Below are 26537 nucleotides of genomic sequence, written 5' to 3'. Positions count from 1 at the left end.
TGCACCGGAGGCCGTCATTTGGCCAACGGAACCGAGCAGCTCAGCGCCGCTCGCACAACCCGCCATCGTCACGCGACCGACGATGCACTAACTTCGAACCTGGGCCACCGAATGGGGGCAGGCCACGTGCCGATCGGGGGCCGGAGCGATCCGGCGCATGATGCCCGGTGCCCCCGGTCGCGCAGCATGCCCCGTGGGCCGGCGCTGCCGCCGCCCTGGAAGTGAAGGCGGTCCCTTACACGAGGGGGTCCAGAGGGGCAACCGTGGCCATCACGGCGTCGCGATCCGGCCGGGACCTCCATTCCGATCCCGCGGCGATGGACTAGATGGGCTGGCAGGACGTGGCCGCCGCGGCCGCTCCGCACGAGGTCGAACAACACGATGGTCCAGCTTCCCTCCGTGACGCCGGCCGGCACGCCGCCGGCGGGCGCGCCCGACCCGCGCCTGCTTCCCGATCATCCGCCGCGTGCGGGGGCGCACCCGCTCTCCGGCTCGGCGCAGAGCCTCGCGCGCCTCGCCCTGGTCCTCGCCCTGGCGGGCCTCGGGATCTGGGTCCTGCACCACTTCATCCCGGCCCTGGTCTGGGCGGTGATCCTGGCGATCGCCCTCGGCCCCCTCTACGCCCGCGCCGAGCGGCGCTGGCCGCCGGGCCGGCACAACCTGCTGCTGCCGCTCCTGTTCACCGCGGCGGTGGCCCTGGTCTTCCTGATCCCCCTGGTGGTGCTCGGCGTGCAGGCGGCGCGGGAGGCCCACGACGTGGTCGCCTGGGCCCGCTCCTTCGAGAAATCCGGCATCCCCGTGCCGGACTTCCTCGGCCACCTGCCCTTCGGGGCGGCGCAGGCGCAGGCCTGGTGGGCGGAGAACCTCAGCCACCCGGCCGCCGGCTCGGAGCTCCTGCACCGCTTCGACAATTCTTCGGTGATCGGGGTGACCCGCAGCCTCGGGGCGCAGATCGTCCGCCGCGTGGTGCTGTTCGGCTTCACCCTGGTGGCGCTGTTCTTCCTGTTCCGCGATGGCCGCGCGGTCGCCGCGCAGGTGCTGGCCGCCAGCGCCAAGCTGTTCGGTCCCCGCGGCGAGCGGGTGGCGCGACAGATGGTGGCCTCGGTCCACGGCACCGTGGACGGCCTCGTGCTGGTCGGCCTCGGCGAGGGCGTACTCCTGGGCATCGTCTACTACTTCGCGGGCGTGCCGCACCCGGTGCTCCTGGGCGCCCTCACGGCGGTGGCGGCGATGATCCCGTTCGGGGCGCCCCTGGTCTTCGGCATCGCGGCGGCGATCCTGCTCGCCAACGGTGCGGTGGTGCCGGCGGTGGTCGTGGTGGCGGCGGGCTTCGTGGTCACCTTCGTGGCCGACCACTTCGTGCGCCCGGCCCTGATCGGCGGCACCACCCGCCTGCCCTTCCTCTGGGTGCTGCTCGGCATCCTCGGCGGTGTCGAGACCTTCGGCCTCCTCGGGCTGTTCCTCGGCCCGGCGGTCATGGCGGCGCTGATCCTGCTCTGGCGCGACTTCACCCAGGGCGAGGCGGTCGAGGGGCCCCGGGCCTGAGCCTGGGCCACGGCTCCCGGCGCCTGGACGCGCCGCGCCGGGGCGGGCGCAGCCGCGCCAGGATTCGCAGGCCGACGCCCGGGCGCCGGCCCATCCGGGCTCACGATGTCCCTCGCCCCGTCCTGCACGCGGACGGCCCGTGAGCCGTCCGGACGGCCTGACTAATGAAACGGCTTCGTCAGCCCGACGCGGATGCTCGCGTCGGGGGCGAGGGCGCGCAGGTCGGCGTCATTCACGGTCGGGAATCCGCGCAGCTGCTCCGGCGTGAAGTCCAGCACGGCGACATGCTCGCCGAGAAGCGCGACGGCTTCGACGGGCACCGCGATCAGCCGCGTGCCGAAACCGAGAAAGCCTCCGGACCGGATGAGGATGTCGATCCCGCCGCGCGGATTCCGGTCGATGGCCGCCACGCGGCCGAGCACGTGCTGGGCCGGAACCGGCTCCAGCACCTGACGGCCGACGAGGTCGCCGACCCGGACCGGCTGCGGGTAGCGGCGGGCGGCCTTCTCCGCGAGCGTCGACGTGGCGACGGCCGTTTCGGAGACGGCGGCGGTCGAGACCAGCGCAGCCAGGGCGATCACGGACAGGCGAAGGGCCATGGGGATGCTCCGTCGGCGCGCGGCCCGCGAGGGCAGGCCCCGGGGCCGGTCTCGGCGCGGAAAGGGCTTCATGATCGGCGAGGTCGGCTCGTCTTGGCAAGACATGACCGTGACCTGTCGACGATACTATTTGTGCATCCTCGCGATTACAAAATGTCATCAATCTTCTTTCAGGTCACATGGTAACGAACCTCGTTTTCGCGACGAAAAGGGGGTTATGACCGTGACTATCTCCCAATCTTTCGCGTCCGACGGACCGCGGCTGCACCCCTGGCCGGTGCGGATCATGCACTGGATCAACGCGGTCGCGATGATCGTGATGATCGGTTCGGGCTGGGGCATCTACAACGACTCGGTGATCTTCGGGTCGCTGTACTTTCCGCAGCCGGTCCGCCTGGGCAGCTGGGCGGCCGAGAGCCTGCTCTGGCATTTCGCCGGGATGTGGGTGCTGGCGCTGAACGGCCTCGCCTACCTGGTCTACGGCTTCGTCACGGGACGGTTTCGCGAGCGGCTCCTCCCGATCCGCATCGCCGACGTGATCCGGACCGTGCGCGAGACGCTGCGCTTCCAGATCTCGCACGACGATCTCACCGTCTACAACGCGGTCCAGAAGATCCTCTACCTCGTCGTGATGGTCGCCGGGGTGATGCAGGTCATCACCGGTCTGGCGGTGTGGAAACCGGTCCAGTTCTCCTGGCTCGTCGACCTGTTCGGCACCTTCCAGGGCGCCCGCCTGGCGCATTTCCTCGGCATGGCCGTCATCGTCTGCTTCCTGCTCGTGCACGTCACGCTGGCCCTCCTCGTGCCCCGGACCCTCTGGGCGATGCTCAGCGGCGGTCCGCGCCTCGCCCCGCCTCGCCTCCGAAACCCCCACGCTGGAGAGCCGCGATGAGGTCCCTATTCCGTCCCGGATCGCGCCCGGACCCCCACATCCTCGACGACCATCGCCCGGAAATCCGCTCCCTGGAGCGGCGCGGTCTCCTGCGGGGCGGCCTCTCGCTCGGGGCGCTGACCATGCTGACGGGCTGCGACGTCGGCGAATCCAGCGCCGTCGGCAAGGCCCTGCGGGCGGTCTCGTCCCTCAACGACGGCGTCCAGGCCGCCCTGTTCGATCCGAACAGGCTCGCGCCCGAATACCCCGAGAGCCGGGTGCTCAAGCCGCCGCGCTTCAACGCCTACTATCCGATCGAGGAGATCCGTCCGGTGGACGGTGAGGCCTGGCGCCTCGAGGTCGCGGGCCTCGTGGAGAACAAGCGGTCCTGGACGCGGCAGGATCTCGCGGCCCTGCCGGAGAAGGAGATCATCATCCGGCACATCTGCGTCGAGGGCTGGGACTATATCGGCCAATGGTCGGGCGTGCCCTTGCGGACCTTCCTCGAGCGGATCGGCGCCGACCTGAAGGCCCGGTACGTGTCCTTCAAGACCGCCGACGACTATCCGAGCAGCATCGACATGGCGACCGCGCTGCACCCGCAGACGCTGCTGGCGACCCGGTACGCCCGCGAGACCCTGCCCGATCCGTTCGGCTACCCCCTGCGGCTGCGCACCGCGACGAAGCTCGGCTTCAAGAATCCGAAATGGATCACCGCGATCGAAGTCGGCAACGTCTATCAGGCCGGCTACTGGGAGAGCCGTGGCTTCAACTGGTTCAGCGGCCTGTGAGCGCCGCCGAGCCCCGCGCGGCGGGCGGCCCGCGCCCTCCGACCTGCGCCATCGGCATCATGGCGAAGGCCCCGCAGGCCGGCCGCTCCAAGACCCGCCTGTGCCCGCCGCTGACACCGGACGAGGCCGCCGCGCTCAGCGCCGCCTTCCTCCGGGACACCGCCGCCAACATCGCGGACGCGGCCCGATCCGCGCCGATCACCGCCTACGCGGCCTATGCGCCGCACGGATCGGAGGCCCGGGTCGCCGCCCATGTGGGGGCGCGGACCGGGCTCGTCCTGGCCGACGGCACGCCGCCGATGCCGGCGGGGGTCCAGGGCTTCGGCCGCTGCCTGCTCCACGCGATCCGGGGCATGCTGGCGCGCGGCCATGCGGCGGCCTGCGTGCTCAGTTCCGACAGCCCGACCCTGCCGACCCGCCGGCTGATCGAGGCGGCCGAGCAGCTTCTCGCCCCGGGCGACCGGGCCGTGCTCGGCGCGTCGGACGACGGCGGATACTACCTCCTCGGCCTGAAGGCCGCGCATGCCGAGATGTTCGCGGACATCGCCTGGAGCACCGACTCGGTCGCGGCGGCGACCCGGGCGCGGGCGCGCGCGATCGGACTCCCGTTGGTCGAGCTCGATCCCTGGTACGATGTCGACGACGCCCCGTCCCTGTCCGTGCTGATCGCCGAGACCGGCGGCTATGCCGCACCGGTCACGCGGGCGCTGCTCGGCAGGCTCGAACGGACCGGGCGCCTCGCCGACCGTCTGGCCCCCGCATGAACGCGCCGCTGGCACGCCTGACCGGGCTCGGCCTCCTGCTCGCCCTGCTCATGCTCGGTGCGCTGATGCTGCACGTGCCCGGCGCCGACACCGTCGGCTCGCCGGAACGGGCCAACGTCTTCGTCGGGATCCTGGCCCTCGGCGTCGGAGTCTACCTCCTCGCCGTCCGGCTCGTGCTGCGGACCGTCCTGCCGCCCTGCGCCTTCTGGATCATCGTCGGCATCGCGCTCGTGATGCGCGCGGCGCTGCTGCCCGCGCTGCCGTTCCTGTCGAGCGACATCTACCGCTATGTCTGGGATGGGCAGGTCCAGGCCGCCGGCATCAATCCCTACCGCTACCTGCCCGTCGATCCGGCCCTCGCGCACCTGCGCGACCCGGCGGTGTTCCCCTGGATCAACCGCGCGACCTACGCGCTGACGATCTACCCCCCGGCGGCCCAGGCCGTGTTCGCCCTCGTGGGCATGCTCACGCCGACGGTGTTCGGCATGAAGCTCGCCATGGTCGGCTTCGAGGCCCTGGCCCTGCTCTGTCTCCTGGGCCTGCTGTCGCTGGCGCGGCTCCCGCGCGAACGGGTCCTGCTCTACGCCTGGAACCCCCTCGCGCTCTGGTCCTTCGCCTGCGACGGCCATGTCGACGCCATCGCCATCGGCCTGCTCGCCGTCGCGCTCCTGTGCCGGGCGCGGGCGCGGGAAGGCCTTGCCGGGGCGATGCTGGCGGCGGCCGTTCTGGTCAAGTTCCTGCCGGTGGCGGCCGCGCCCGCCTTCCTGCGCGGCGGCCGGTTCTGGAGGCCGGTGCTGGCCGGCCTCGCCGTCATCGCCCTTCTCTACGCCCCCTATCTCTCGGTGGGTTCGGGGGTCCTCGGCTTCCTGTCCGCCTACGGCGACGAGGAGGGCTATCGCTCCGGCCGGGGGGTCTGGCTGCTGGCCGGCCTGTCCCATCTCGTGCCCCTGCCGGACGGAGCGGGACGGATCTACCTGATTGGCGCCGCCATCCTGCTCGGGGCGCTGGCCTTCCGCATCGCCCGCGGGCCGGCGTTGCGGGGACCGGCCGCGACCATCGCCCTGTGCCGGGACACCGCGATCCTCATCGCGTGCACCACCGCCGCGGCGAACCCGCATTACGCCTGGTACTACGCCTGGCTTGCCCTCCCGGCGGTCGTCGCGCCGATCCCGGCGGTGGTCTGGCTCTCGGCCGCGCCGGTCCTGTTCTACGTCGACCCCTTCGACGAGCGGTTCTTCTGGCCCGGCCTCGTCTTCGGGCCCGCGATCGCCCTCGCGCTCCGCGACCTGCTCAGGGCCCGCACCGTCACCCCGATCCCAAGCCCGGAAGGACAGCGTTGATGTCAGCCTCCGCCGCGATCAAGGACCCGCGCCGCTACTTCGAGGAGGTCGGGCGGGAACGCTCCGGTGACGCGGAGACCCCGCCGGTCTGCCTCTACCTGGAGGTGACGAACCGCTGCAATCTCCTCTGCGAGACCTGCCCGCGGACCTTCGAGGCGCTCGAGCCCCCGGCCGACATGAGCTGGGAGCTGTTCACCCGCATCGTCGACCAGGTGCCGAACGTCGCCCGCGTGGTCCTGCACGGGGTCGGCGAGCCGATGCTGGTCGCGGACCTGCCGCGGATGATCCGCTACCTCAAGGACCGGGGGACCTACGTGCTGTTCAATACGAACGGCACCCTGCTGCAGCCGAAACGCTTCCAGGCGCTCATCGATACGGGCCTCGACGAGTTGCGCGTCTCCCTCGACGCCGCGGACCGGACGTCCTACGCGAAGGTGCGCGGCAAGGACTTCTTCGACCGCATCGTGCGCGACGTCGGCAAGTTCGTCGCCTTCCAGAAACAGGTCGGCGCCGCGACGCCCGCCGTCTCGCTCTGGCTGACCGGCATGCGGGAGACGGTGGCGCAGCTCCCCGCCTTCGTCCGCCTGGCCGCCGCGATGGGCGTCACCGACGTCCATCTCCAGCGCCTCGTGTTCGATGAGGTCGGGTACGGCATGGCCCGCGCCGACCTCTCGCTCTTCGAATCGACCCAGGGCGAGGAGCTCGCGGCGATCGCGGCGGCCCAGGACATCGGGCGGGACCTCGGCGTCAATCTCGACGCCTCCGGCGCCACCGAGCCCGGCCTGAGCCTGAAGTGCACGAGCGAGGACCAGCCCTGGGCGACCTGCCGGAGACCCTGGTCGCTGATGTACTTCACCGCGCACGGCCGGGCCCTGCCCTGCTGCATCGCTCCCTTCTCCGTGCGCGGCTACAGCAACTACACCCTGGGCGATGCCACCCAGCAGAGCCTGCGCGAGATCTGGAACAGCCCGGCCTACCGCGACTTCCGCACCGCGCTCCTCTCGAACGCGCCGCCGGCGCCCTGCCAGAATTGCGGGATGCGATGGAGCCTGTGAGCGTCGTCATTCCCACGCTGAACGAAGCCGGCTCGATCGGCAGGGTCATCCGCGAGATCCCCGCCGCCTATGCCGGCGACGTGATCGTCGCCGACAGCGGCAGCCGGGACGGCACCGCCCGCATCGCCCGCGAAGCGGGGGCGCGGGTCATCGACGGCGGGCACGGCTACGGCCGGGCCTGCGCCCGCGGCGCGGAGGCGGCCGATCCGGCGCACCGCGTCATCGTCTTCATGGACGGCGACGGGGCGGATCGCGGCGACCTGATCGCGCGGATCGCCGATCCGGTGCTGCGCGGCGAGCAGGATTTCGTCCTCGCCTCCCGCACCCGCGGAGACCGCGAGCCCGGCGCCATGCTCTGGCACCAGGTCCTGGCCGGCCGGCTGGCGGGCTTCGGCATCGGCGCGCTCTACGGGGCCCGCTACAGCGACATGTGCGCGTTCCGGGCCATCGACCGGGCCGCCTTGCAGGGTCTGGCGCTGCGGGAGATGACCTACGGCTGGAACATCGAGATGCAGATGCAGGCGGCTCGGGCCGGCCTGCGCATCGACGAGGTGCCCCTGCCCTATCGCTGCCGGACGGCCGGCGCGTCCAAAGTCGCGGGCTCGTTCAGGGGAACGCTTCGGGCCGGAACGAAGATCGTCACGACCTTCCTGCGGGTGGCGGCGACCGCCGCGCCGGCCCATCCGGCACCGCGCCCGTGACGGAGCCCTTCGCCCTCGCAGCCTATCTGAGCCGCTGGATCCCGGCGGTCCGGCACGACCTCGCCGCCTCAGATTCCGAGACGACGACCCTCTCCGACCTCCTCGACCTCGCGGGGCAGGACGATCGCGCGCGCTGGCGGGGCCTCGGCTTCGGCTACCTCGACCCGCGCGGAGCGGATTGGCTGCGGGGTGCCGTGGCGGCCCGCCACCGGCGGCTGACGGCCGACGACGTGCTCTGCTGCGCCGGGGCGCAGGAGGCCCTGGCCGCGGTGGTCGCGGCACTGTTGACGCCGCGGGACCATGCGGTGGTCGTGCTTCCGATCTACCAGCCCTCCGAGGAGGCCGTCACCGCCCTCTGCGGCGCCACCGGGGTGGCCCTCCGGGAGACCGAGGGCTGGCGCCTGGACGTCGGCGAGGTCGAGGCCGCGCTCACGCCCCGGACCCGGCTCGTCCTGATGAACATGCCGAACAGCCCCACCGGCGCGACCCTGGACGCGACGACGATGGGCGACCTCGTCGCGCTCTGCCGCCGGCGCGGTCTCTGGCTCGTCTGCGACGAGGTCTACCGGCATACCCTGAATCGGGCTCCTAATCTCGCCCCGGACCGCGCGCAGGGAACGGCCGCGGTCGCCGACCTCTACGAGCGCGGCATCTCCATCGACGGCCTGTCGAAGGGGTTCGGCCTCGCGGGCCTCCGCGTCGGTTGGATCGCCTGTCGCGACCGGCGGCTCCTGGAGGCCGCCCTCAATGCCAAGAACAGGATGTCGAGCTGCCTGTGCGCGGCGAGCGAGGTGCTGGCCCATGTGGCCCTCGGCGCCGAGGCGCGCATCCTCGCCCGCAGCCGGGCGGTGGGTACCCGAAGCCGCGCGCGCCTCGACGCCCTGATCGCCCGGCATCCGGAGACCTTCGGGGCGGACGCCTCGCACAACCTGGCCTTCGCCTTCCCGCGCTATCTCGGGCCCGAGGGCGCCGACGGCTTCGCCCGGGACCTCGCCCGCCGGGCCGGGATCCTCGTCCTGCCGGCGAGCCTGTGGCGCTCGCGCCTGGGGCGGGTCCCGACGGATCGCCTGCGGATCGGGCTCGGGCGTGCGGGGGCTGTTCCGGCCCTCGATGCGCTGGACCGGCACCTCCGTGTCCCGGTGCCGTAGCGCGCCGGCGCCGCCTCGCCGGCCCTTGTCAGACGCGCGCCCATTCGCCCGCGCCCGGCCGGGCCGGTTCCGTCCGGTCGTGGGACTCGCCGTCGTTCGTCCAGGCATAGGCATCCAGCGCCGCGAGCAGGGCCGCCATCGGCGGCGAGGGATGCCGCTGGGCGATCGTCACGATGCAGACCTCGCGCGCGACCTCGGGGTCGACGACACGGACCTGCACGAGGCCCGGGACCGTCGCCGAGAACGACGGCAGGAAGCAGACGCCCATGCCGGCCGCCACCATGCTCTGGATCCAGTCCTCGCGCTCGCTGCGGTGCGCGCGCCGGATGGTGACGCCGCGCTCTGCCAGCATCTGCGCGAGGCGATCCCGGTACTCGCAATGGATGCGCTGGAGGTAGATCTCGCCCTCGAGGTCCTCCAGCGTGATCGCCGTACGGGCGGCGAAGGCGTGGGTCGGTCCACACGCGAGGATGAAGGGCTCCTGGTAGAGCACGCTCGCGTGGAGCGGCGGCTCGAACCCCTCCGGGTCCGAGATCACGGCAACGTCGAGGTCGCCGCTACGCAGGAGTTCCTTGAGCTCCGAGGACATGCCCTCGATCAGCGTCAGTTCGATGCCGGGATGCGAGACGCGGAATTCGTTGAGGAAGCCGGTGAACCGGACCGGTCCGACGGTGCACATCACCCCGAGCCGGATCGGCGCCCCCTTCAGGCGCAGGAAGCTCTCCGCCGTGCGCTTGGCCTCGCCCGCCTGGACCATCATCGCGCGCAGGCTCGGCTCGAGCAGACGGCCGAGATCCGTGAGGTGGATGTTGCCGCGCTCGCGGGACACCAGCATCCCGCCGAGTTCGTCCTCGAGCTTGCGGATCGCCCGCGTCAAGGCGGGTTGCGTGACGTGGCAGGCGTCCGCGGCCTTCGTGAAGTTGCGCGTCTCGCCGACCGCGAGGAAGTAGCGGATTTCGTGAAGTTCCATGGTCCTGACCTTCCTTGATCGCGCTGTGATCGCGGCTTGATCGCGCCTGGATCGCGCCGGTGCAGGCCGGCTCCGGCGGAGCTTCGCGCGGGAGCGCTGGAGGACGTGGGCCGAGACCGCAAATCCTGCGGCCCGAGCGGTCGTGAGGCAAAGGCGGGATGGATGGCTCCGTCGTCCGGAACCGATCTCAGCAACCCGTGCAGACGGCCCCTCGCAAGAGCCGGCCGAGGTGCCCGTCGGCTGCCGCCCGGACCGGGCCGGGCACCCCAGGGTTGGCCGGACCGATGCCGGGGACCTTCGTCGCGTTCCCGGCGGTCATGGGACGGAGCAGGACCGAGGCCGCGGGAAGCGGCGAAGGCACGGGCTGTTTCGCGGAGGCCGTACCGACGACCAGGACGAAGGCCGTCGCATGGGTCAGGGCGGCGGTGAGAAGCGCGGTGCGACGCAGGGGGGGCATGGCATATCTCCTGGGTGGATGCCGGGAGTTCGCGACCGCGGCGCCCGCGTTACGTCACGCGTGCAATGGCCGTGCGGCGTCGCACCGTCGGCCCCTCCGGCGGTCGACGATCCGGACATCCGCGGTCGAGGATATCAAGGATCCGCGATGTCGCCGATCCAATATAAAGAACCCCTATGACGACAATGCCGAAACGGCATGAGCACCGGAACTGCGCGACGCCTAGGCTGGCGACCGTATGATGCCGTGGACGGGGATCGGGACAATTTCGGAGGTCTTGTGAAAATCTTGCAGAAATTTTGAACGCGGCGAGCTGTCGTTGCACCCTGCCGGCAGCGCCAGGCCTGCCCGAGGCCGGTCATCGGACGGTCGACCCGGAGGGACGAAGGCGATGGCTCCGGTCGTCGGCGTGCCCTTCGACGGCCGGTGCCGGTCGCATGCGTGCATCCGCCGGGCCCGACTTTGTGAAGCGGCCGCGTGGCCACCTCCGGGCCGGGGCCGGTGCGCAGGCGCACGCAGGCCGCGGGACCCGCGTAACCCATCGCGGTCCGGTCGCGAGATCCCAGCATCGCAACCCGCGCAGCGAGGAGTTTCCACCATGAAGGTGCTGATCGCAGCCACGGCCCTGACCGGGCATATCAACCCCCTCCTCGCCGTCGGCCGGCGGCTCGCGGCGCGGGGCGACGACGTCGTCATGATGACCGCCGAGCGGTTCCGGACGAAGATCGAGGCGTCCGGCCTCCGGTTCGCGCCGTACGACGACGGCGACGCGGCCGAGTACCGGGCGACGGACCTGCCGGCCGGTCCGGAGCGCTATCGGATCGAGTTCGCCCGGCGCTTCATCGATCCCATCCCCCTCCAGACCGGGGTCCTGCGGACGCTGATCGCCGCGGAGGAACCCGACGTGATCGTCGCCGGGAGCATGATGCTCGGGGTGCTGCCCCTGCTGCTCGGGTCCGGCCCGCGTCCCCCGATCGTCACCCTGAACGTCAGCTTCCTGTTCCTGGACCGGCCGGACCTGGCCCCCGTCGGGCTCGGCCTCCCGCCGGCGCGGACGGAGGTCGAGCGCGCCCACTATGCTCTCCTGAAGGCCGGCATGGACACGGCCTTCGTCGATCCCGTCCGCGCCGCGACGGACACGCAGCTGGCCCGGCTGGGCGTCCCAGCCCTGCCGGCCTCGCTCCCGCACGCCATCGCCGTCCTGCCGGACCTGTTCCTCCAGCCGACCGTTCCGGCCTTCGAGTATGATTTCGGACGCCTGCCGCGCAATCTTCGCTTCGTCGGTCTCCTGCCGGCGCAGAAGTCCGACGCGGCGCTGCCCGCGTGGTGGCAGGCGCGCGATCCGGCCAAGCCCGTCGTGCTGGTCACGCAGGGAACGCTGGCCAATGCGGATTTCGGTGAACTGATCGAGCCGACCCTCGCCGCCCTGGCCGACCGCGACGACCTTCTCGTCGTCGTCACGACCGGTGGCCGCCCGGTCGAAGCCTTGACGGCGCCGCTGCCCGGCAACGCGCGCGTGGCCTCGTTCCTGCCGTTCGACGCTCTCCTTCCGCAGGTCAGCCTCCTCGTCACCAACGGCGGCTATGGCAGCGTCTCGCAGGCCCTGGCGGTGGGCGTCCCCATCGTCGCCGCGGGGCTCACCGAGGACAAGGCCGAGGTCGGTGCGCGCATCGCCTGGGCCGGAGCCGGTCTTAACCTGGCGACGAACGCCCCGACGTCCGACGCCCTTCGCGCGGCGATCGACACGGTTCTCGGGAGCCCCCGCTTCCGGAGCCGTGCCGCGGCCCTGGCGCGCGACTTCCAGGCGCTGGATTCGGGCCGGGCGATCCTCGGTGCCATCGACCAGGCCGCCGGGGCGCACGCCGTCGTCGAGGAGGCCGTCGCATGAGCGCGCTCACGCTCCCCGGCGGAGTCCGGCGTGGATGTCGGTCCGCACTGGATCGTCGCCCGGCGCCGCGCGACGCGCTGCGATTGGTCGGCTTCATGGCCACCCTGGTGCTGGTCGGCACCACCGGCCTGCCCTGGACGTCCGTCGCCCGCCTGATTCCGCAGGCGGACGATCACGTCGATCCCTTCATCGGCATCTGACGACCCGCGAGGCACGACCCATGACGCATGTCGCCGATCCGATCCCGGACCCGCCCGTCCCCTTGCGGGTCGTGGTCGACCTCAACCGCTGCCAGGGTTACGCCCAGTGCTGCTACGCGGCACCCGGTGCCTTCGCGGTGCGGGGCCACGAGATCCTGTTCTACGATCCCGCGCCGCCGCGTGCGCGTCGGGGCGAGATCGAGCGGGCCGTCCAGGCCTGTCCGGTCCGTGCCATCAGCCTGCAGGTCGAGCCCGGAGACGCATCGTGACGGCCGGGGACACGGCCGGCATCGTCGTCGTCGGCGCTTCGCTGGCCGGCCTCCGGGGCGCGGAGGCCTTGCGCCGCAACGGCTATGCCGGGCGTCTCACGATCGTAGGCGACGAACCGCATCGGCCCTATGACCGGCCGCCCCTGTCGAAGCACGTCCTGTCCGGCGAACTGGCACCGGACGCGACCGGGCTGCCGGAACTCGTCGCCCTCGACGCGCACTGGCGCCTGGGCCACGCGGCGACCGCCCTCGACCGGGAGGCGCGCGCGATCACCCTCGCGGACGGGACGCGGCTCGCCTACGAGCGCCTGCTCATCGCCACCGGGGCGCAGGCGCGGCCCTGGCCGGCGGCTTCCGGGGGGCGCCTGCAGAACGTCTTCACCCTGCGCAGCCGGGACGATGCCGCCCGCCTGCGCACCGCACTGGCCGGTGCCCCGCGGCGCGTCCTCATCGTCGGCGCCGGCCTGATCGGCTGCGAGGCGGCGTCCTGCTGCCGCGATCTCGGACTGCCGGTCACCCTGGTCGATCCCAACCCGACGCCGCTCGCCCGTTCCCTCGGCACCTGGGTCGGCGGCGTGCTCGTGGATTGCCTGAGGGATGCCGGCGTCACCTTCCAGGCCGGCGCACAGGTGCTTCGCTTCGAGGGCGACGCGTCGGGCCGGGTCGTCCGCGCGCAGCTCGCGGACGGGCGCGCCGTCGAGGCCGACCTCGTGATCGTGGCCCTCGGTGCGACGCGTGCCACGGACTGGCTGGCGGATGCGGGCCTGATGGCGGATTCGCGCGGCGTGACCTGCGACGGCGCCTGTCGCGTCCTGCGCGCCGACGGCACGCCCTGCCCCGACATCTACGCCGCCGGGGATGTCGCGCGCTGGCCGAACGCGCTCTGCGGCGACCGCCTGATGTCGGTGGAGCATTGGGGCAACGCCGTCGCCCAATCCGCACAGGCCGCGCGCAACATGCTGGCGGCGGCGGAGGACCAGCAGACCTATCGGCATCTGCCGGCCTTCTGGTCGAGCCAGTTCGGGATCAACATCAAGGCGGTGGGCGCGAACGCCGGCGCCGACGCGGTCGCGATCGTGCAGGGCACGCGCGCCTCGCGGCGCTTCCTGGCCGTCTACGGACGCGCCGGGCGCAGCGTCGGTGCCGTGTCGTTCGACCAGGCACGCTGGCTCCCCGCCTACGCCGAGGCGGTCGCGGAGGGCCGGGCGTTTCCGCCGATCGAGGAGGCGACCGACCAGGGGACGTTCCTCGCCCATGCGCCGGGCTTTCCGCCCGCGCGTGCCACCTTCCACCCGATCGGGGTTCGCCATGGCTGAGGATACCTTGTTCCAGGCGGTGCTCGACCCGGCCAACCGGGCCGATCCCTATCCGCTCTACGCGCGCCTTCGCGAAAGCCCGGTGTCGATCCAGCGCGACGGCAGCGCCGTGGTGAGCACGCATGAGGCGATCCGGAGCCTGATCTTCGATCCCCGCCTCAGCTCGGAGGACCTGCCGCCGTCCCACCGCCCCCGCACCGGCAACCCTCTCAAGGATTGGCTCCTCAACCCCCTCAAGGACCGGATCGCCACCGCGCACCGCCCGCTGATCTTCCGCGATCCGCCCGATCACGACACCCTCCGCCATGCCGTGATGCGCGAATTCTCGGTGGCGCGGGTGCGGGCGCTGCGGCAGCGCGTCGTACGGGACGTGGATGCCCTCATCGACGCCTGCCGGGGGCGGGACGAGGTCTGCCTCGTGGAGGACCTGTCCTACCCGCTCCCGGTCTCGGTGATCTGCGACATGCTCGGCGTGCCGGAGGCGGACGAGCCGCAGTTCCAAGCGTGGGCGACGCAGCTCGCCACCGCTCTGGAGCCCGATGCCCGGCACGACGAGGCCAGCCGGCACCGGACGGTCGCGGCCTTCGACGCGATCTCCGGCTACATGCGGGCCCTGATCCGCGAGAAGCGGCGGCGCCCCACGGCCGACCTGCTCAGCGCCCTCGCGGCGCCGAGCCCCTCCGGCAAGCCGGCGATGGGTGATTTCGACCTGATCTCGACGGCGATCCTGTTGCTGGTGGCGGGGCACGAGACCACGGTGAACCTGATCACCAACGGCATGTTGACCCTGCTGCGCCATCCCCGGGAGCTGGAGCGCCTGCGCGCCGATCCCGAGCGGGCGCCGCGCGTGATCGAGGAGCTGCTCCGCTACGAGCCGCCCGTGCATTTCCGGACCCGGAAGGCCCTCGGGGCCATCGAGATCGCGGGGCGCACCATCCCCAAGGGGGCGCCGGTCATCCTGCTCTTCGCCGCCGCCAACCGTGACCCGGCCCGCTTCCGGGAGCCGGACCGCTTCGATCCGGACCGCGAGGACAACCAGCATTTCGGCTTCGGCGGCGGGCTGCACTACTGCATGGGCGCCCCGCTCGCACGGATCGAGGCCGAGATCGCCCTGGTGGCCCTCAGCCGCCGTCTGGTCGCGCCCCGTCTGATGGCGGATCCCCCGCCCTACCGGCCGGGGGCGTCCCTGCGCGGTCCCGAGAGGCTCGGCATCCGGATTTCGGGCCTCGCGCCGGGGTGAGCCTGATGCCGGCAACTCGCAAAACACCTTCCGGCGCATGGTTCGGCCGCCCCGCGGCCGAGGCCGATGCCCAGACCTCGGCCTCGGCCGTCGCCGGCGAGCCCGGGCGACCGGATCGCCGCCATGGCCTCAGAATGGCAAGCAATCGTCCTGTCGCGCCCTCGTGCAACGGAGGGACGGTGCCGATTCGACAGTCTTCGTCGCCGTGACAGCCCGCCGAACGCTGATCGTCACCATGCCATCTCGGTATTGTACGGTCCTGCCATCGAGGCGTTACCGTCGAACGGAGCGAAGGGGTCCGGCGACGGTCCGGTGCGTGATCGGCTTGCCCCTTCGAGGTCACGACGTTTCCGAAGGATGTGAGACATGATCCGCTTGGCGATCGCGACGGGTTTCTCCTGTGTCGCAGCGTGGGCGTCCCCGGCTTTGGCGCAAACCGACGGGTCCATCGAGGCCTACGGCACGCGCTTCGCGCTGTCGCCGTTCGAGACGATGGAGGCCTCCGTCGCCGTCGCATCCGACAGAAACGGCCGCAAGTTCAACGTCGTCAGGGCACCGAACGGACGGATGATGGTCCTGCTCCCGGTGGACAGGGTGAAGGATGTCTCGCCTTATGCCGATGACTCGGAGATGATGTTCGGCGGCACCAAGGGGTCGACCCGCTAGTCGGAACGGCTCCGGACCCGTGCCGTCGTTCGGCAGAGGGAGGCGGCGACCGGAGCCGCCCGGGGGTGGCGGGCGATGCGCCAGGACGAGGGTGGTCAGGACGAGCGTGGTCACGACACAGGAGCGGGCGAGCCGGCGTTTTCCTACGCCTCCCTGCCCTGCCTCGGACATTTCGCCGACGTTCTCGACGAGAGCCGCTACGCACGCGTGCCGGACGACTGGGCGGTCGGTCTCTGCGACGTAATCGATTCGACGGGCGCCATCGCGCAGGGGCGCTATCGGGCGGTGAATTTCGCCGGTGCGGCCGTGATCGCAGCGGTCCGCAACGCACTCAAGGGCGTCTCGTTCGGCTACGCCTTCGGAGGCGACGGCGCGAGCGTGCTCGTGGCCCCGGCCGACCGTGCGGCGGTGGCCGGCGTGCTCGCCGCGACCGCCGGCTGGGTCCGCGCCGAACTCGCGCTCGACCTGCGCACGGCCCTGATCCCCGTCGGTGCCCTGCGCGCCGCCGGGGCCGATCTGCGGGTCGCCCGCTACGCGGCGTCCGCGCATGCCGATTACGCGATGTTCATGGGCGGCGGCCTGACCCTCGCCGACACGCTGATGAAGCGCGGCGCCTATGCCCTGACGCCGACGGTGGACGGACCGCGGCCGGACCTCACCGGGCTGGCCTGCCGCTTCGAACCCCTGGCGGCGAAGGATGGCGTCGTCCTCTCGCTCATCGTCGTTCCGAGACCGGGGGCGGACCGCCGCGACCTGCGGAACGCCCTCGAGGCGGTCTTGTCGGTGGTGGAGGCGAGCCCCGCCGCGGGACGGCCGCTGCCGCCCCAGGGACCGAACATGCGCGCGCCCTGGTCCGGCCTCGCGGCGGAGGTCGCGGCCGCGGGGCCCCTGGCCGGCTCGCGGATGCTCCGCCGCATCGCCGTGTTCGGACGGGCCTGCCTCGCCTATGCGGTGTTCCGGCTCGGCCTGCCCGTCGGCGGGTTTTCCCCGCGCACCTATCGGCGCCACCTCGCGGCGAATGCCGATTTCCGGAAGTTCGACGACGGTCTGCGCCTGACCGTCGCCTGCCCCCACGCGACCGCCGACGCGATCGAAGCACAGCTCGCCGCGGCCCGGACCGCGGGGCTCCTGCGCTTCGGCCTGACCCGTCAGGATTCGGCCGTGGTGACCTGCATCAGCCCCTCGGTGATGCGTGCCGGCCACGTCCATTTCGTCGACGGCGCCGATGGAGGCTACGCCAGGGCCGCCCAGCAGTTGAAGGCCGATCCGGCATGAGCGGGCACGGCGTAGGTTTCGGCGACATCCCGTTTCTCGCCGGGTTGGAGCCCGCACTCGCGGACGCCGTCGCGGCCCACATGGTGTCCCTCGCCGTTCCCGGCGGCGCGACGCTCTTCGCGGAGGGCGACGCCGGCGACGGGCTGTACACGCTGGTCTCGGGGTGCATCGGGATCTCGAAGCGCGATCCCCAGACCGGCCGCCCGAAGCGGATCGCCCGCCTCGCTCCGCCCGAGACCCTCGGCGAGATGGCCCTCCTCTCCGCGGCGCCACGCTCCGCCACGGCGACGGCCCTGCGCGACAGTCACGTTCTGTACCTGGCGCGCCCTGCCTTCGAGCGGATCATCGCGCAGCACCCGGCGACGCTCCTCTATTTCAGCCGCCTCGTCGCCGAGCGCCTCCGCGCCGTCTACGAGGGCAAGCCCCTGGACGACCGGCCCCGCAGCTTCGCGGTGCTGGCGGTGACGGACGGCCCTGACACCACCGGCTTCGGCCTTCGCCTCGCCGAAGCGCTCGATGCCGTCCTGCCCGGCCGGACCGGATGCCTCGCGGACTGGCCGGCCGGGGCGGACGAGGCCTGGTTCCATGCCTTCGAGGCCGCGCATGCCCGCACGATCTTCGTCGCCCACGAGATCGACTGCCCCTGGTGCCAGCTCTGCCTGCGTCACGCCGATCACGTTCTGCTGCTGGCCGATCCCGGTGCGCCGCCGCGCCCGGCGGCGCGCGCCTATGGGGGGCGCCTCCGCTCGGACTGGGTGGAAACGGATCTCGTCATCTGCCAGGGCGCGGATGCGCACCTGCCGAGGCCGCTCCATCCGGACACCGCCGCCCTTCCGGCCGTGCGTCCCGCCGCCCTGGCGATCCATGTCCGCCCGGGGCGCGCCCCCGATATGGCCCGCTTGGCCCGGCTCGTCAGCGGTTGCGCGCGCGGGCTGGTCCTGGGCGGGGGCGGAGCCCGTGGCCTGGCGCATCTGGGCGTTCTCGAGGTGCTCGCGGAGGCGGGCCTGGCGATCGACCTAGTCGGCGGCACCAGCATGGGGGCGATCATCGCCGCGAGCGTCGCCATGGGATGGGACGTGGCGGAAATCCGGGCGCGCACGATCGAGTCCTTCGTCGGTCGGAATCCGCTGAACGACTACACCCTGCCCTACCTCGCCCTGACCCGGGGCGCGAAGGTCGATGCCGGGCTCGCCGAACGCTTCGGGACCGCGACGATCGAGAACCTGTGGCTGCCGTTCTTCTGCGTCTCGTCGAACCTGACGACGGGCAGCGCCATGATCCACCGCGCGGGCCGCGTCGCGGAGGCCCTGCGCGCCAGCATCGCGATCCCGGGGCTTCTGCCGCCGGTCTGCACGCCCGAGGGCGTCCTCGTCGACGGCGGAATGATGAACAACCTCCCCGCCGACGTGATGGCCCGGCTGAAGCGCGGCCGGGTCCTGGCGGTGGATGTCGGGAGCGACCTCGCCTTCCAGGCCATGCCGACGCGGTCCTGGCGCGGCCGCACCCTGCGGCGCTGGCTCGGCGCACCCGATGCGATGCCGGCGATCGCCCCCCTGCTCCTCCGGGCCGCCACCGTCTCCAGCGACGCCCAGAGTATGATGGCGGTCAGCCAGGCGAGCGTGGTGCTGAAGCCGGCCCTCGCCGGCATCGATCTCCGCGCCTGGTCCAGTTTCGAAGAGATCGCCGTCCTCGGGGCCGACTGCGCCCGCGACGCCCTGGCGTCCGGCGGCCTCGCCGCCTGGGCCGATCCGGGCGATTGACCGCGTCGCCGGAAGGCCGCCGCAGCCCGGAGCCGTCATGGCTCGGGCGGGGATTCGCCGTCCGGCGGCGCCCGCAGCAACACCACGCCACCCGCTATGCGACGGGGCGGCCCAGCCGATCCCGGAAAACGCCGCCCTCGAGCGTCCAGGTTGGCGACGTGGAGGGCGTTACCCCGTCGAAGCCCGCAGCTTGAGCCTCGGTGCCGCGGCGCCCGAGCCTGCTTCGCTGCGCGTGGCGCTCCGAGGCGACCGTCTGACCGCCGCCCGACCCAGGCGGTCCGGGCGGCGCGAGCCCTGCTGCATTGCGGCGTGGCAGCCAGTCGCTGCACTGCTTGAAAGCATCCCTGCCAAGATCATGAGCACGATCATCTGGTTTCTGGCTCGTGACGCTACGTAACACCAAGCATTTCGATCGATTATTCGAGTAGTTTAGAACGGCTTCAGTTTTTAGGTGCTCTAAGTGTGTCTTTCACATCACGATTTCGACTTGCCTTATAGCTCGTGAGCGGCAATGAAATCGCTGCTGCGCCGCTCGGGGCGCCTATCAGCGTGCCCTATGCCTCATCGCACCTCGTTCCTCGCTCTGCTCCTCGCCACGACAGCCCTCACCGGGCCTGCGGCGGCACAGCAGGCGAGCGTGCAGCTCGACCAACTCTCCGTCGAGGGCGCGGTTCCTGGCCCCCGGATCGGGAGCGGGGCCAATCTCAGCGGGGGTGACGGCGGGACGGCGGCGACCAGCGGCGGCGGCGGCGGCCCGTCCGGAGTCGCCGGCTACACCGCCCGGATCAGCCCCACCGCGACCAAGACCAACACGCCGCTGCTCGAGACCCCGCAATCGGTCACGGTGCTCACCCGCGAGGCGCTCAACGATCGCAACGTGCAGACGCTCAACGAGGCCATCGGTTACGTGGCCGGCGTATCGTCGAACGTCTTCGGCTTCGACCCGCGCTTCGACTCGTTCTACGTGCGCGGCTTCAGCCTGACCTATGACGGCATCTTCCGGGACGGCCTGCGCCAGGTCGCGGCCGGCCTGACGGTGCCGCGCATCGAGCCCTACGGCATCGAGGCGGCCACGATCCTGCGCGGGCCGGCCTCCGGCCTCTACGGCCTCGGCTCGCCCGGCGGCATCCTCGACGTCACCACGAAGCGGCCGGTCTTCACCCCCTTCGGCGAGGTGCAGCTGCAGGTCGGCAACTTCGACCGCTACCAGGGCAATTTCGACATCGGCGGCCCGGTCGAGGGCACGGGCGGCACCCTCGCGTACCGCCTCACCGGAATCCAGCGCCAATCGGACACCTTCATTCCCGGGGGCTCGGACGACCGGAGCTACATCGCGCCGTCCTTCACCTGGAAGCCGTCCGCCGACACCACCTTCACCTTCCTGAGCGAGTATCAGGAGACCAAGCTTCCGGGCAGCACGACGTTCTTCAACCAGAACCTGCGCCCGACGCGGATCTACTCGGGCGATCCGGCCTTCAACGACTTCCGGCAGCAGCAGGGGCGCGTCGGCTACGCGTTCGAGCACCGCTTCGACGCGGATCTGGTCTTCCGGCAGAACTTCCGCTTCTACGACATCAGCAACGACTATCGCTACGCGTCGATCGGCGCCCTCAGCCCCGACGGCACGAGCGCCAGCCGGTCGACCGGATACTCGCGGCAGTTCCTCAGCCAGATCACCCTCGACAACCAGATCGAGGCGCACGTCACCACCGGGCCGGTCGCGCACACGCTGGTGGCGGGGCTCGACTACGCGCATTCCGACTTCAACTATCGCTTCGGCTTCGGTGCGGCCCCCGATCTCAACCTCGTCACGCGCAATTACGGCCAGCAGCCGATCCTCGCGCCGCTGCTGGGTCCGCGCACCGCGCAGAGCCAGGATCAGGTCGGCCTGTACCTGCAGGAGCAGGCCCGGTTCGACCGCTTCGTGCTGACCCTGACCGGGCGCTACGACTGGGTGTCCCAGACCACGACCGCGGCCCCCGCTGCCGCGACCCAGCAGAACGACCAGGCCTTCACGGGCCGCGTCGGCCTCAACTATCTCCTGGCCCCCGGGCTCGTCCCCTATGCCAGCTACGCCACCACCTTCGCGCCGCAGCCGGGCGTGGATGCCGCCGGACGCGCCTTCCGGCCGGCGACGGGGGACCAGATCGAGGCCGGCGTCAAATACCTGATCCCCGGCACGAACATCCAGGCGGGGTTCGCCGGCTTCGACATCGTCCAGAGCAGCGTCCTGCGCACGGATCCGAACAACGTCGCCTTCCAGGTGGCGACCGGCGCCGTCGAGTCCCGCGGCTTCGAGATGGAGGCCATCGCCAATCTCGCGCCGGGCACCAACCTCACCCTGGCCTACACGCATCTCAACCTGCGCTATCTCAGTCAGACCTCGTTCGCGGGCCAGTCCCTCGACGGCAACGCCCTCTCGGGCATCCCGGGGGACACGTTCACCGGCTTCCTGAGCTACCTGTTCCCGTCGAGCTCGGCCCTGCGCGGACTGACGCTCGGTGGCGGCATCCGCTTCAACGCCAACAGCTTCGCCAACGACGAGAACACGGTCCGGAACCCGACGGTGACGCTGTTCGACGCGTTGATCGCCTACGATTTCGCCGCCATCGACCCGGCCTACAAGGGCTTCCGCGCTCAGGTGAACGCGAACAACATCTTCGACCGCGACTACTTCACCTGTCAGGCCGGCTTCTGCTATCGGGGCGCCCCCGCCACGGTCATCGGCAGCCTGATCTACCGGTGGTGATCGTGACGGGCGTCATGGCCGGGGACCGGCCGCCGGCGGATGACGGGCGCGGCCCGGGTGGACCGGGCCCGGTGAGCGCCCCCGTTTCACGGCGCGCCGCCGCGGGCCTCCTGGCGACCGCCTGGATGACGCTGGGTGGATATGCCGTCCGCGCCGCCGGTCCGGACGAGCCGGCACGGCTCGCCGGCGCGGTCAGCTTCGACCTGGGGGGCGACGCGGACCGTGCGCCCTGGCGGATCACCCTCTACATCCCGCCCGGGGCGGCGCCGGTGGACGGGTGGCCCGTCCTCTACCTCCTCGACGGCAACGCGGTGACGGGCACCGCCATCGACATCGAGCGGGTGCAGGCCCCGTACCCGGACGCCACGGGAATCGCGTCCCGCTTCGCCGTCGTGGGTATCGGCTACCCGGGCGACGAGGCCCATGACGCCGCGCGCCGCTCATGGGACTACACGCCGCCTCCCGGCCGGTCCTACCCGGGCCACAGGCCCGGGGGGGCGACGATGCGGACGGGGGGCGCCGACGCCTTCCTTCACTTCGTCACGACGACGCTCCGGTCCGCGGTCGCGCAGCGATGCCGGGTCGATCCAGCGCGGCAGGCGCTGTTCGGACATTCCTTCGGCGGCCTGTTCGTCCTCTACGCCCTCGCGCATCGGCCGGACGCCTTCTCCCACTGGATCGCCGCGAGTCCGTCCATCCACTGGGAGGATCGGGTCGTCCTGAAGAGCCTCGCGCGTCTCGAACAGGGACCGCCCGTCCGCGCGCGCGTGCACCTCTCCGCCGGGGTCTACGAGGAGGCCTTGGCACCTTTCCAGGACCGCGCTCCCGACCGCGCGGCCCGCCTGGAGCGCCTCACCTCCGCACAGATGATCGCGCTGGCACGCGCGATGGCGGAGCGGCTCGGCCGGATCCCCGGCGTGACGAGCGAGTTCCGGCTGATTCCCCGGCGGACGCACATGACCGTTCTGCCGGACGCGGTGAACGACGCCGTCGCATTCTTCCTGCAGCGGGGGACGTAGTCCGACGCCGTGGCGGAACGCCGAAGCGGAGAAGGGCCACCGCTTCGGGTCGGGAGAGACCCGGATCGTCCCGCCGCCGCCGCTCTCCGGCGGCCTGCGGCGTGACGCCGAAGGGCCCGTCCGCCTCCGCCTGCTGTCGGCCGGCCCGGGGCCCGGCCTCAGTCCGCGATCTTGTAGCGGGCGCAGAGCTTGTTGCCGTCCGGGTCGCGCAGGTAGGCGAGATAGATCCGGCCCATCGGCGTCTGACGCTCGCCCGGCGGGTTCTCGACGGATGTCCCCCCGTGGGCGACGCCCGCCGCGTGCCAGGCCTCGGCTTCGTCCGGGCCCTCCATCGCGAACCCGATCGTGCCCCCGTTGGCGGCGGTCGCGGGGTCTCCGTCGATCGGCTTGGTGACGACGAAGCGGCTGCCGCGGTGGGCGTAGACCAGGCGTCCCAGGGCGTCCGTCCGGCCGGGTTCACCGCCCATCGCGCCGAACAGCGCGTCGTAGAACGTCTTCGACCTGGCGAGGTCGTTGCTGCCGACCACCATATGGCTGAACATGGAATTTCCTTCCTCGATCGCGCGTCCGCTGAGCTACCGCGTCCGGGGCACCGGGGGCAACCGCGGGCCATGCCGCTTCCGCGCAGGGCCGCCGGCGTGCGGCGGAGTCGCCTCCCCGGGGCGAAGGCGTCCGTCCTTCCCTGGCCTGCGGCATGGGCGGGCTCCGGGAAGCCCAGGTTCGAGACATGTCCAAGAACCGAAAAGGCCCCGGCGTTTCCGCCAAGGCCTGATGCTATGTCATCGAATTCGTTGGTAGCGAGGGAGGGATTTGAACCCCCGACACAAGGATTATGATTCCTGTGATCAAGGCCCTGCCGCCCCAGTTTCAGTCCGTCGGATGCGCCGGGAATAGCCGTTTCCCCTCTGAGACCTGTTAACGATGGACGCCATTCGGCCTTGCACACTCGGAGCCGCCCCGCCCAGGGTCGCCGCCCCAGTTCCGCCCCGGTTCATGGAGCGTTCCCGAGTGGCCGTCAAACTCACCCAGAAGAAGGTCGATGTCCTCGTCGCCGAGTGCGTGAAGGGGATGACCCCGCGCGACGTCGCCGACGACGGCTGCCTCGGCCTCATCCTCCGCCTCAAGCCGCGGGGCGCCTCGTGGACCTTCCGGATGGAGAGGGGCGGCGAGAGCCGGCGGATCAAGCTCGGGACGCCGGCGGCCCTCACCCTCATCCAGGCCCAGGCCATCGCGGCCGCCGCACGCCGGGACCTCGCGAACAAGGTCGCGGTGTTCGACGGGGACGAATGGCTGCACCGGCAGTTCGCCGAGCTCGGCCTCGTCGCCCCGCCGCCGCCGCCGGGCAAGCCGTCGAAGCCGGCCGCGCTGGTCGCCGAGATCGGCGCCGACTTCAAGGACGCGCCGTTCTGGACGTGGGAGCAGGCCCGCGAGGCCTACCTCGCCGAGGTTAAGAGGACCCGGCGCCACGACACCTGGGTCGACTACCGGACCGTGCTCAACATGAAGGAGCTCGCCCCGCTGGCGGAAGCCTGGAGGGTCTGCCGGATCACCCGGCAGCAGCTCTCCGTCATCGTCGCCGAGGTCCACGCGAGCGGCCGGGAGCGCCAAGCCGAGCACCTCGCCTCCGTCCTACGCCCCATGTGGGCGTACCTGTCGCGGGACTCCGTTCAGCACAGGAGCGGCGTGGCACAGAACATGGCGGGCCTGAAGGCGCCCGAGCGCTCGGCCGGCGTGAAGCCACGCGCCAACGGCAAGGTCCCGGGGACCTACATCGCCACCCCGCGAGAGGCGGGCTACCTGGTGGCCGTGTCCCGGGCGGGCGCCATCGAGCGGTCTATGGGCGTCGCGGCGGAACTGCTAGTCTCGACCGGGCAGCGCCGACGCCCGATTGCGACGGCCCTCGTCGAGGACTTCGTGCCCTGGGCGGAGAAGCCAGGCTGGGGCGTCTGGTCGATGGGGCCGATCCACCGCAAGACCGCCAGTCGGCGCCAGGACAAGCACCGGCACTGCGTGCCTCTACCGCCGGCGCTGTGGGAGCTTGTCCAGGGCCAGATGGAGCGGGCCCTCGCCGCCGGCAGCCCTTACCTGTTCCCCCAGATCCGCGCCAAGAAGGCCGGCGCCGCGGCGGACGGCCACCTCTCCCCGGCAGCCATCAACCATCGCATGCTGGACCTCGGGCTCCGCGCGAGCCCGCACGACCTGCGGCGCTGCCTGACGAACACGTGCCAGCGCAAGTTCCGTATCGCTCGGTCCGATGTGAAGATGGTCGTCGACCACGCCGAGGGCATTCGTTCGGACGATGTCCTGGAGGGGCACTACACCGAGGACGACCGCCTCGACCTGAAGGCCCCCCTGATGGAGCGGTGGTGCGCCTGGGTCGATGAGCAGGCCGCCGCAGTCGCCCTGCCGGACCTCTCGGCGCTGCGGGCCGAGATCGCAACCCGGCGTCGGGAGCGCGAGGCGGCCGGGAAGGCCAAGACGGCTGCCGCGAAGGAGGCGTCCGCCCAGGCCGAGGCCGCGGCGGGTGAGCCGGCCGCGGTCGGCGAGGCTGCCTGAGGTTCGCTTCACCCTTCCTCCACCGTGGCGGTGGATGGCGCCGCCGTCCCCGTTGACCGCACGAATCGTGAGCTGCGATCCTCCCTCCATCGACGCCACGAGGCTCCCATGAAACCGCGCATACGCCCCACCGCCGAGAGACCCATCCCCCCGGGGGCGTGACGCCGCGCGTGCAGCCCCCTTCGACAGGAGGCTGCCTTCATGAACCACCACCACAACCTAACGCCCCCCAAGGGCACCGTCTGGCTGACGGGTGACACGCACTTCGGACATGCGGGCTCCATCTCGCAGTCGAAGCGTCCCTTCGCCGACGTCGCGGAGATGGATGCCCTGCTGATCGAGGCATGGAACGCCGTCGTCCGCCCCGGGGACACGGTCATCCATGTCGGCGACTTCGAGTGGGGGCACACCCCGGCGGGGGCCGCGGAGATCTTCGGAGCCCTCCGGGGCCGCAAGCATCTCATCGTGGGAAACCACGACCGAGCGCGGGTGACGTCGCTTCCCTGGGAGAGCGTGCAGGAGCGCCTCACCGTGCACGTCGCGGGCCGCCGCATCGTGGCCGATCATTACCCCCTGCGGGCCTGGCCAGGGAGTTTCCGGGGCGTCCTCCACGTCCACGGGCATACGCACGGCAGCCTGCCTGGGACGTCGCAGTCGACCGACGTCGGCGTCGATGTCTGGGGGTACGCCCCGGCCCGGGCGGAGGACGTCTTCGCCCGGATGGAGGCGACACCCGAGCAGCCCGAGGAGCGACGCCGGGCGCAGGAGCGCGACGAGGAGGGCGACGATGCGTGAGACCGAGATCCCTCCGGACAGCGTCACCTGCACGCGGTGCGGCTGGGTCAGCTACGCCGTCAGCCGTGCGGAGGCCGAGCAGCGCATCGCCCGGCACAACGCCATGAGGCTGGAGCACCCCGACAACCTCCGATTCTGGCCGAACCCGACGTCGCTCGAACGATACCGGTGTCTCGGCTGCGGCGGGTGGGGGCCGTACCGGTCGGCGCGTACCGGGGACTGCCCGTCGGGGGCGACTATCAACCCCGTTCTCGTGGACCCCTAACGAGAAGGGCCCCCGGATCGCTCCGGGAGCCTTTCGTCTACCTGCTGGCCTCGATCTGGCGGGCGAGCTCCGATGCATCGGCAGCCCGCTCCCGGAGCAGCCGGGCCAGCATGGGCAGGACCCAGTCGGGCGCCTCCTTCGCGCCGGTCCCCCAGCGCCCGACGGTGCGGGGGTGTCAAAAAGCGTTGGAACGGGACCCCGGATCGGCGTGCAATGGGGACCCCTTCGCAAGCTCGGCACGGTGCGGCTGAGCTGATCCGAAGCCCAGCTTTGGCGTCGTAGGTTCTGGCCTCAGGCG

The 26537-nt window shown here is 71.6% G+C and carries 23 protein-coding genes; 20 read left to right on the top strand and 3 right to left on the bottom strand.

Going from position 1 to position 26537, the window contains the following annotated elements; translation table 11 throughout:
* The first annotated feature begins 381 nt into the window (after window positions 1-381).
* Window positions 382-1545, top strand: coding sequence for an AI-2E family transporter (locus ACP56T_RS20990; protein ID WP_238230182.1), 1164 nt, complete (start codon window positions 382-384; stop codon window positions 1543-1545).
* A 161-nt stretch (window positions 1546-1706) separates the two neighbouring features.
* On the opposite strand, the gene ACP56T_RS20985 is transcribed toward ACP56T_RS20990, so the two are convergent.
* Window positions 1707-2144: a hypothetical protein gene (locus ACP56T_RS20985; RefSeq protein WP_108038950.1), complete on the bottom strand. Its 438-nt coding sequence runs from the start codon at window positions 2142-2144 to the stop codon at window positions 1707-1709.
* A gap of 217 nt (window positions 2145-2361) precedes the next feature.
* On the opposite strand from ACP56T_RS20985, the gene ACP56T_RS20980 reads away from it, so the two are divergent.
* Genes ACP56T_RS20980 through ACP56T_RS20950 form a run of 7 tightly spaced genes read left to right on the top strand, consistent with a single transcriptional unit; the run spans window position 2362 to window position 8814 of the window.
* Complete coding sequence (locus ACP56T_RS20980) at window positions 2362-3036, top strand: cytochrome b/b6 domain-containing protein (RefSeq protein ID WP_283207426.1); 675 nt, start codon at window positions 2362-2364, stop codon at window positions 3034-3036.
* Window positions 3033-3806, top strand: coding sequence for a molybdopterin-dependent oxidoreductase (locus ACP56T_RS20975; protein ID WP_238230180.1), 774 nt, complete (start codon window positions 3033-3035; stop codon window positions 3804-3806). The genes ACP56T_RS20980 and ACP56T_RS20975 overlap by 4 nt, the downstream gene beginning before the upstream one ends.
* Window positions 3803-4570, top strand: coding sequence for a TIGR04282 family arsenosugar biosynthesis glycosyltransferase (locus ACP56T_RS20970; protein WP_238230179.1), 768 nt, complete (start codon window positions 3803-3805; stop codon window positions 4568-4570). The genes ACP56T_RS20975 and ACP56T_RS20970 overlap by 4 nt, the downstream gene beginning before the upstream one ends.
* Window positions 4567-5910: an MptA/MptB family glycosyltransferase gene (locus ACP56T_RS20965; RefSeq protein WP_238230178.1), complete on the top strand. Its 1344-nt coding sequence runs from the start codon at window positions 4567-4569 to the stop codon at window positions 5908-5910. The genes ACP56T_RS20970 and ACP56T_RS20965 overlap by 4 nt, the downstream gene beginning before the upstream one ends.
* Entirely contained in the window at window positions 5910-6965 is a 1056-nt protein-coding gene (locus ACP56T_RS20960) for a radical SAM protein (protein WP_238230177.1), read from the top strand. The genes ACP56T_RS20965 and ACP56T_RS20960 overlap by 1 nt, the downstream gene beginning before the upstream one ends.
* Window positions 6953-7666, top strand: a complete 714-nt coding sequence (locus tag ACP56T_RS20955; RefSeq protein WP_238230176.1) for a glycosyltransferase family 2 protein — start codon at window positions 6953-6955, stop codon at window positions 7664-7666. Before ACP56T_RS20960 ends, ACP56T_RS20955 begins: the two co-directional genes overlap by 13 nt.
* On the top strand, window positions 7663-8814 hold the full coding sequence (locus tag ACP56T_RS20950) for an aminotransferase class I/II-fold pyridoxal phosphate-dependent enzyme (RefSeq protein ID WP_238230175.1): 1152 nt from the start codon (window positions 7663-7665) through the stop codon (window positions 8812-8814). The genes ACP56T_RS20955 and ACP56T_RS20950 overlap by 4 nt, the downstream gene beginning before the upstream one ends.
* Before the next feature lie 28 nt (window positions 8815-8842).
* On the opposite strand, the gene ACP56T_RS20945 is transcribed toward ACP56T_RS20950, so the two are convergent.
* Window positions 8843-9784: a LysR family transcriptional regulator gene (locus tag ACP56T_RS20945; protein WP_108038967.1), complete on the bottom strand. Its 942-nt coding sequence runs from the start codon at window positions 9782-9784 to the stop codon at window positions 8843-8845.
* Window positions 9785-10839: 1055 nt separating this feature from the next.
* Here ACP56T_RS20945 and ACP56T_RS20940 point away from each other — a divergent pair.
* The 10 genes from ACP56T_RS20940 to ACP56T_RS20895 all read left to right on the top strand — a co-directional run bounded on the left by ACP56T_RS20940 (window position 10840) and on the right by ACP56T_RS20895 (window position 22623).
* Window positions 10840-12129 carry a glycosyltransferase gene (locus ACP56T_RS20940; protein ID WP_238230173.1) on the top strand — a complete coding sequence of 430 codons (1290 nt, stop codon included), beginning with the start codon at window positions 10840-10842 and terminating at the stop codon, window positions 12127-12129.
* Window positions 12126-12329, top strand: a complete 204-nt coding sequence (locus tag ACP56T_RS20935; RefSeq protein WP_146180508.1) for a hypothetical protein — start codon at window positions 12126-12128, stop codon at window positions 12327-12329. Before ACP56T_RS20940 ends, ACP56T_RS20935 begins: the two co-directional genes overlap by 4 nt.
* Window positions 12330-12391: 62 nt before the next feature.
* Entirely contained in the window at window positions 12392-12598 is a 207-nt protein-coding gene (locus ACP56T_RS20930) for a ferredoxin (protein WP_108039011.1), read from the top strand.
* On the top strand, window positions 12595-13914 hold the full coding sequence (locus tag ACP56T_RS20925) for an NAD(P)/FAD-dependent oxidoreductase (protein WP_238230172.1): 1320 nt from the start codon (window positions 12595-12597) through the stop codon (window positions 13912-13914). Before ACP56T_RS20930 ends, ACP56T_RS20925 begins: the two co-directional genes overlap by 4 nt.
* The gene (locus ACP56T_RS20920) at window positions 13907-15154 is read left to right on the top strand and encodes a cytochrome P450 (RefSeq protein WP_238230171.1); all 1248 of its coding nucleotides are present in this window, start codon (window positions 13907-13909) and stop codon (window positions 15152-15154) included. Before ACP56T_RS20925 ends, ACP56T_RS20920 begins: the two co-directional genes overlap by 8 nt.
* Window positions 15155-15520: 366 nt before the next feature.
* The gene (locus ACP56T_RS20915) at window positions 15521-15820 is read left to right on the top strand and encodes a hypothetical protein (RefSeq protein WP_108038976.1); all 300 of its coding nucleotides are present in this window, start codon (window positions 15521-15523) and stop codon (window positions 15818-15820) included.
* A 75-nt stretch (window positions 15821-15895) separates the two neighbouring features.
* On the top strand, window positions 15896-17095 hold the full coding sequence (locus ACP56T_RS20910) for a DUF3095 domain-containing protein (protein ID WP_238230170.1): 1200 nt from the start codon (window positions 15896-15898) through the stop codon (window positions 17093-17095).
* Window positions 17092-18855 carry a patatin-like phospholipase family protein gene (locus tag ACP56T_RS20905; RefSeq protein ID WP_238230169.1) on the top strand — a complete coding sequence of 588 codons (1764 nt, stop codon included), beginning with the start codon at window positions 17092-17094 and terminating at the stop codon, window positions 18853-18855. The genes ACP56T_RS20910 and ACP56T_RS20905 overlap by 4 nt, the downstream gene beginning before the upstream one ends.
* Window positions 18856-19411: 556 nt before the next feature.
* A complete protein-coding gene (locus tag ACP56T_RS20900) occupies window positions 19412-21604 on the top strand; it encodes a TonB-dependent siderophore receptor (protein WP_108038980.1) in 2193 nt (730 codons plus the stop codon).
* 125 nt (window positions 21605-21729) lie between these two features.
* Entirely contained in the window at window positions 21730-22623 is an 894-nt protein-coding gene (locus tag ACP56T_RS20895; RefSeq protein WP_430914052.1) for an alpha/beta hydrolase, read from the top strand.
* Window positions 22624-22781: 158 nt separating this feature from the next.
* Here ACP56T_RS20895 and ACP56T_RS20890 read toward each other — a convergent pair whose 3' ends face one another.
* Entirely contained in the window at window positions 22782-23165 is a 384-nt protein-coding gene (locus tag ACP56T_RS20890) for a VOC family protein (RefSeq protein ID WP_108038982.1), read from the bottom strand.
* 466 nt (window positions 23166-23631) lie between these two features.
* Here ACP56T_RS20890 and ACP56T_RS20885 point away from each other — a divergent pair, with 466 nt between their 5' ends.
* Together ACP56T_RS20885 and ACP56T_RS20880 are read left to right on the top strand one after the other, a co-directional pair.
* Window positions 23632-25179 (top strand): integrase arm-type DNA-binding domain-containing protein, encoded by a 1548-nt coding sequence (locus tag ACP56T_RS20885; protein ID WP_238230167.1) that lies wholly within the window; start codon window positions 23632-23634, stop codon window positions 25177-25179.
* 201 nt (window positions 25180-25380) lie between these two features.
* A complete protein-coding gene (locus ACP56T_RS20880) occupies window positions 25381-25974 on the top strand; it encodes a metallophosphoesterase (protein ID WP_238230166.1) in 594 nt (197 codons plus the stop codon).
* The last annotated feature ends 563 nt before the right edge of the window (window positions 25975-26537 follow it).

Source organism: Methylobacterium endophyticum (genome assembly GCF_050591105.1).
Taxonomy (GTDB): Bacteria; Pseudomonadota; Alphaproteobacteria; order Rhizobiales; family Beijerinckiaceae; genus Methylobacterium.
Note: the sequence above shows the minus strand (reverse complement) of the source record. Positions and strands in the feature narration are given on the sequence as shown.

Excerpts from the sequence above, each read along its gene's own strand:
- ACP56T_RS20990 (WP_238230182.1), top strand. The coding sequence starts at position 382 with ATGGTCCAGCTTCCCTCCGTGACGCCGGCCGGCACGCCGCCGGCGGGC.
- ACP56T_RS20985 (WP_108038950.1), bottom strand. The coding sequence starts at position 2,144 with ATGGCCCTTCGCCTGTCCGTGATCGCCCTGGCTGCGCTGGTCTCGACC.
- ACP56T_RS20980 (WP_283207426.1), top strand. The coding sequence starts at position 2,362 with ATGACCGTGACTATCTCCCAATCTTTCGCGTCCGACGGACCGCGGCTG.
- ACP56T_RS20975 (WP_238230180.1), top strand. The coding sequence starts at position 3,033 with ATGAGGTCCCTATTCCGTCCCGGATCGCGCCCGGACCCCCACATCCTC.
- ACP56T_RS20965 (WP_238230178.1), top strand. The coding sequence starts at position 4,567 with ATGAACGCGCCGCTGGCACGCCTGACCGGGCTCGGCCTCCTGCTCGCC.
- ACP56T_RS20960 (WP_238230177.1), top strand. The coding sequence starts at position 5,910 with ATGTCAGCCTCCGCCGCGATCAAGGACCCGCGCCGCTACTTCGAGGAG.
- ACP56T_RS20955 (WP_238230176.1), top strand. The coding sequence starts at position 6,953 with ATGGAGCCTGTGAGCGTCGTCATTCCCACGCTGAACGAAGCCGGCTCG.
- ACP56T_RS20945 (WP_108038967.1), bottom strand. The coding sequence starts at position 9,784 with ATGGAACTTCACGAAATCCGCTACTTCCTCGCGGTCGGCGAGACGCGC.
- ACP56T_RS20940 (WP_238230173.1), top strand. The coding sequence starts at position 10,840 with ATGAAGGTGCTGATCGCAGCCACGGCCCTGACCGGGCATATCAACCCC.
- ACP56T_RS20935 (WP_146180508.1), top strand. The coding sequence starts at position 12,126 with ATGAGCGCGCTCACGCTCCCCGGCGGAGTCCGGCGTGGATGTCGGTCC.
- ACP56T_RS20920 (WP_238230171.1), top strand. The coding sequence starts at position 13,907 with ATGGCTGAGGATACCTTGTTCCAGGCGGTGCTCGACCCGGCCAACCGG.
- ACP56T_RS20915 (WP_108038976.1), top strand. The coding sequence starts at position 15,521 with ATGATCCGCTTGGCGATCGCGACGGGTTTCTCCTGTGTCGCAGCGTGG.
- ACP56T_RS20910 (WP_238230170.1), top strand. The coding sequence starts at position 15,896 with ATGCGCCAGGACGAGGGTGGTCAGGACGAGCGTGGTCACGACACAGGA.
- ACP56T_RS20905 (WP_238230169.1), top strand. The coding sequence starts at position 17,092 with ATGAGCGGGCACGGCGTAGGTTTCGGCGACATCCCGTTTCTCGCCGGG.
- ACP56T_RS20900 (WP_108038980.1), top strand. The coding sequence starts at position 19,412 with ATGCCTCATCGCACCTCGTTCCTCGCTCTGCTCCTCGCCACGACAGCC.
- ACP56T_RS20895 (WP_430914052.1), top strand. The coding sequence starts at position 21,730 with ATGACGCTGGGTGGATATGCCGTCCGCGCCGCCGGTCCGGACGAGCCG.
- ACP56T_RS20890 (WP_108038982.1), bottom strand. The coding sequence starts at position 23,165 with ATGTTCAGCCATATGGTGGTCGGCAGCAACGACCTCGCCAGGTCGAAG.
- ACP56T_RS20880 (WP_238230166.1), top strand. The coding sequence starts at position 25,381 with ATGAACCACCACCACAACCTAACGCCCCCCAAGGGCACCGTCTGGCTG.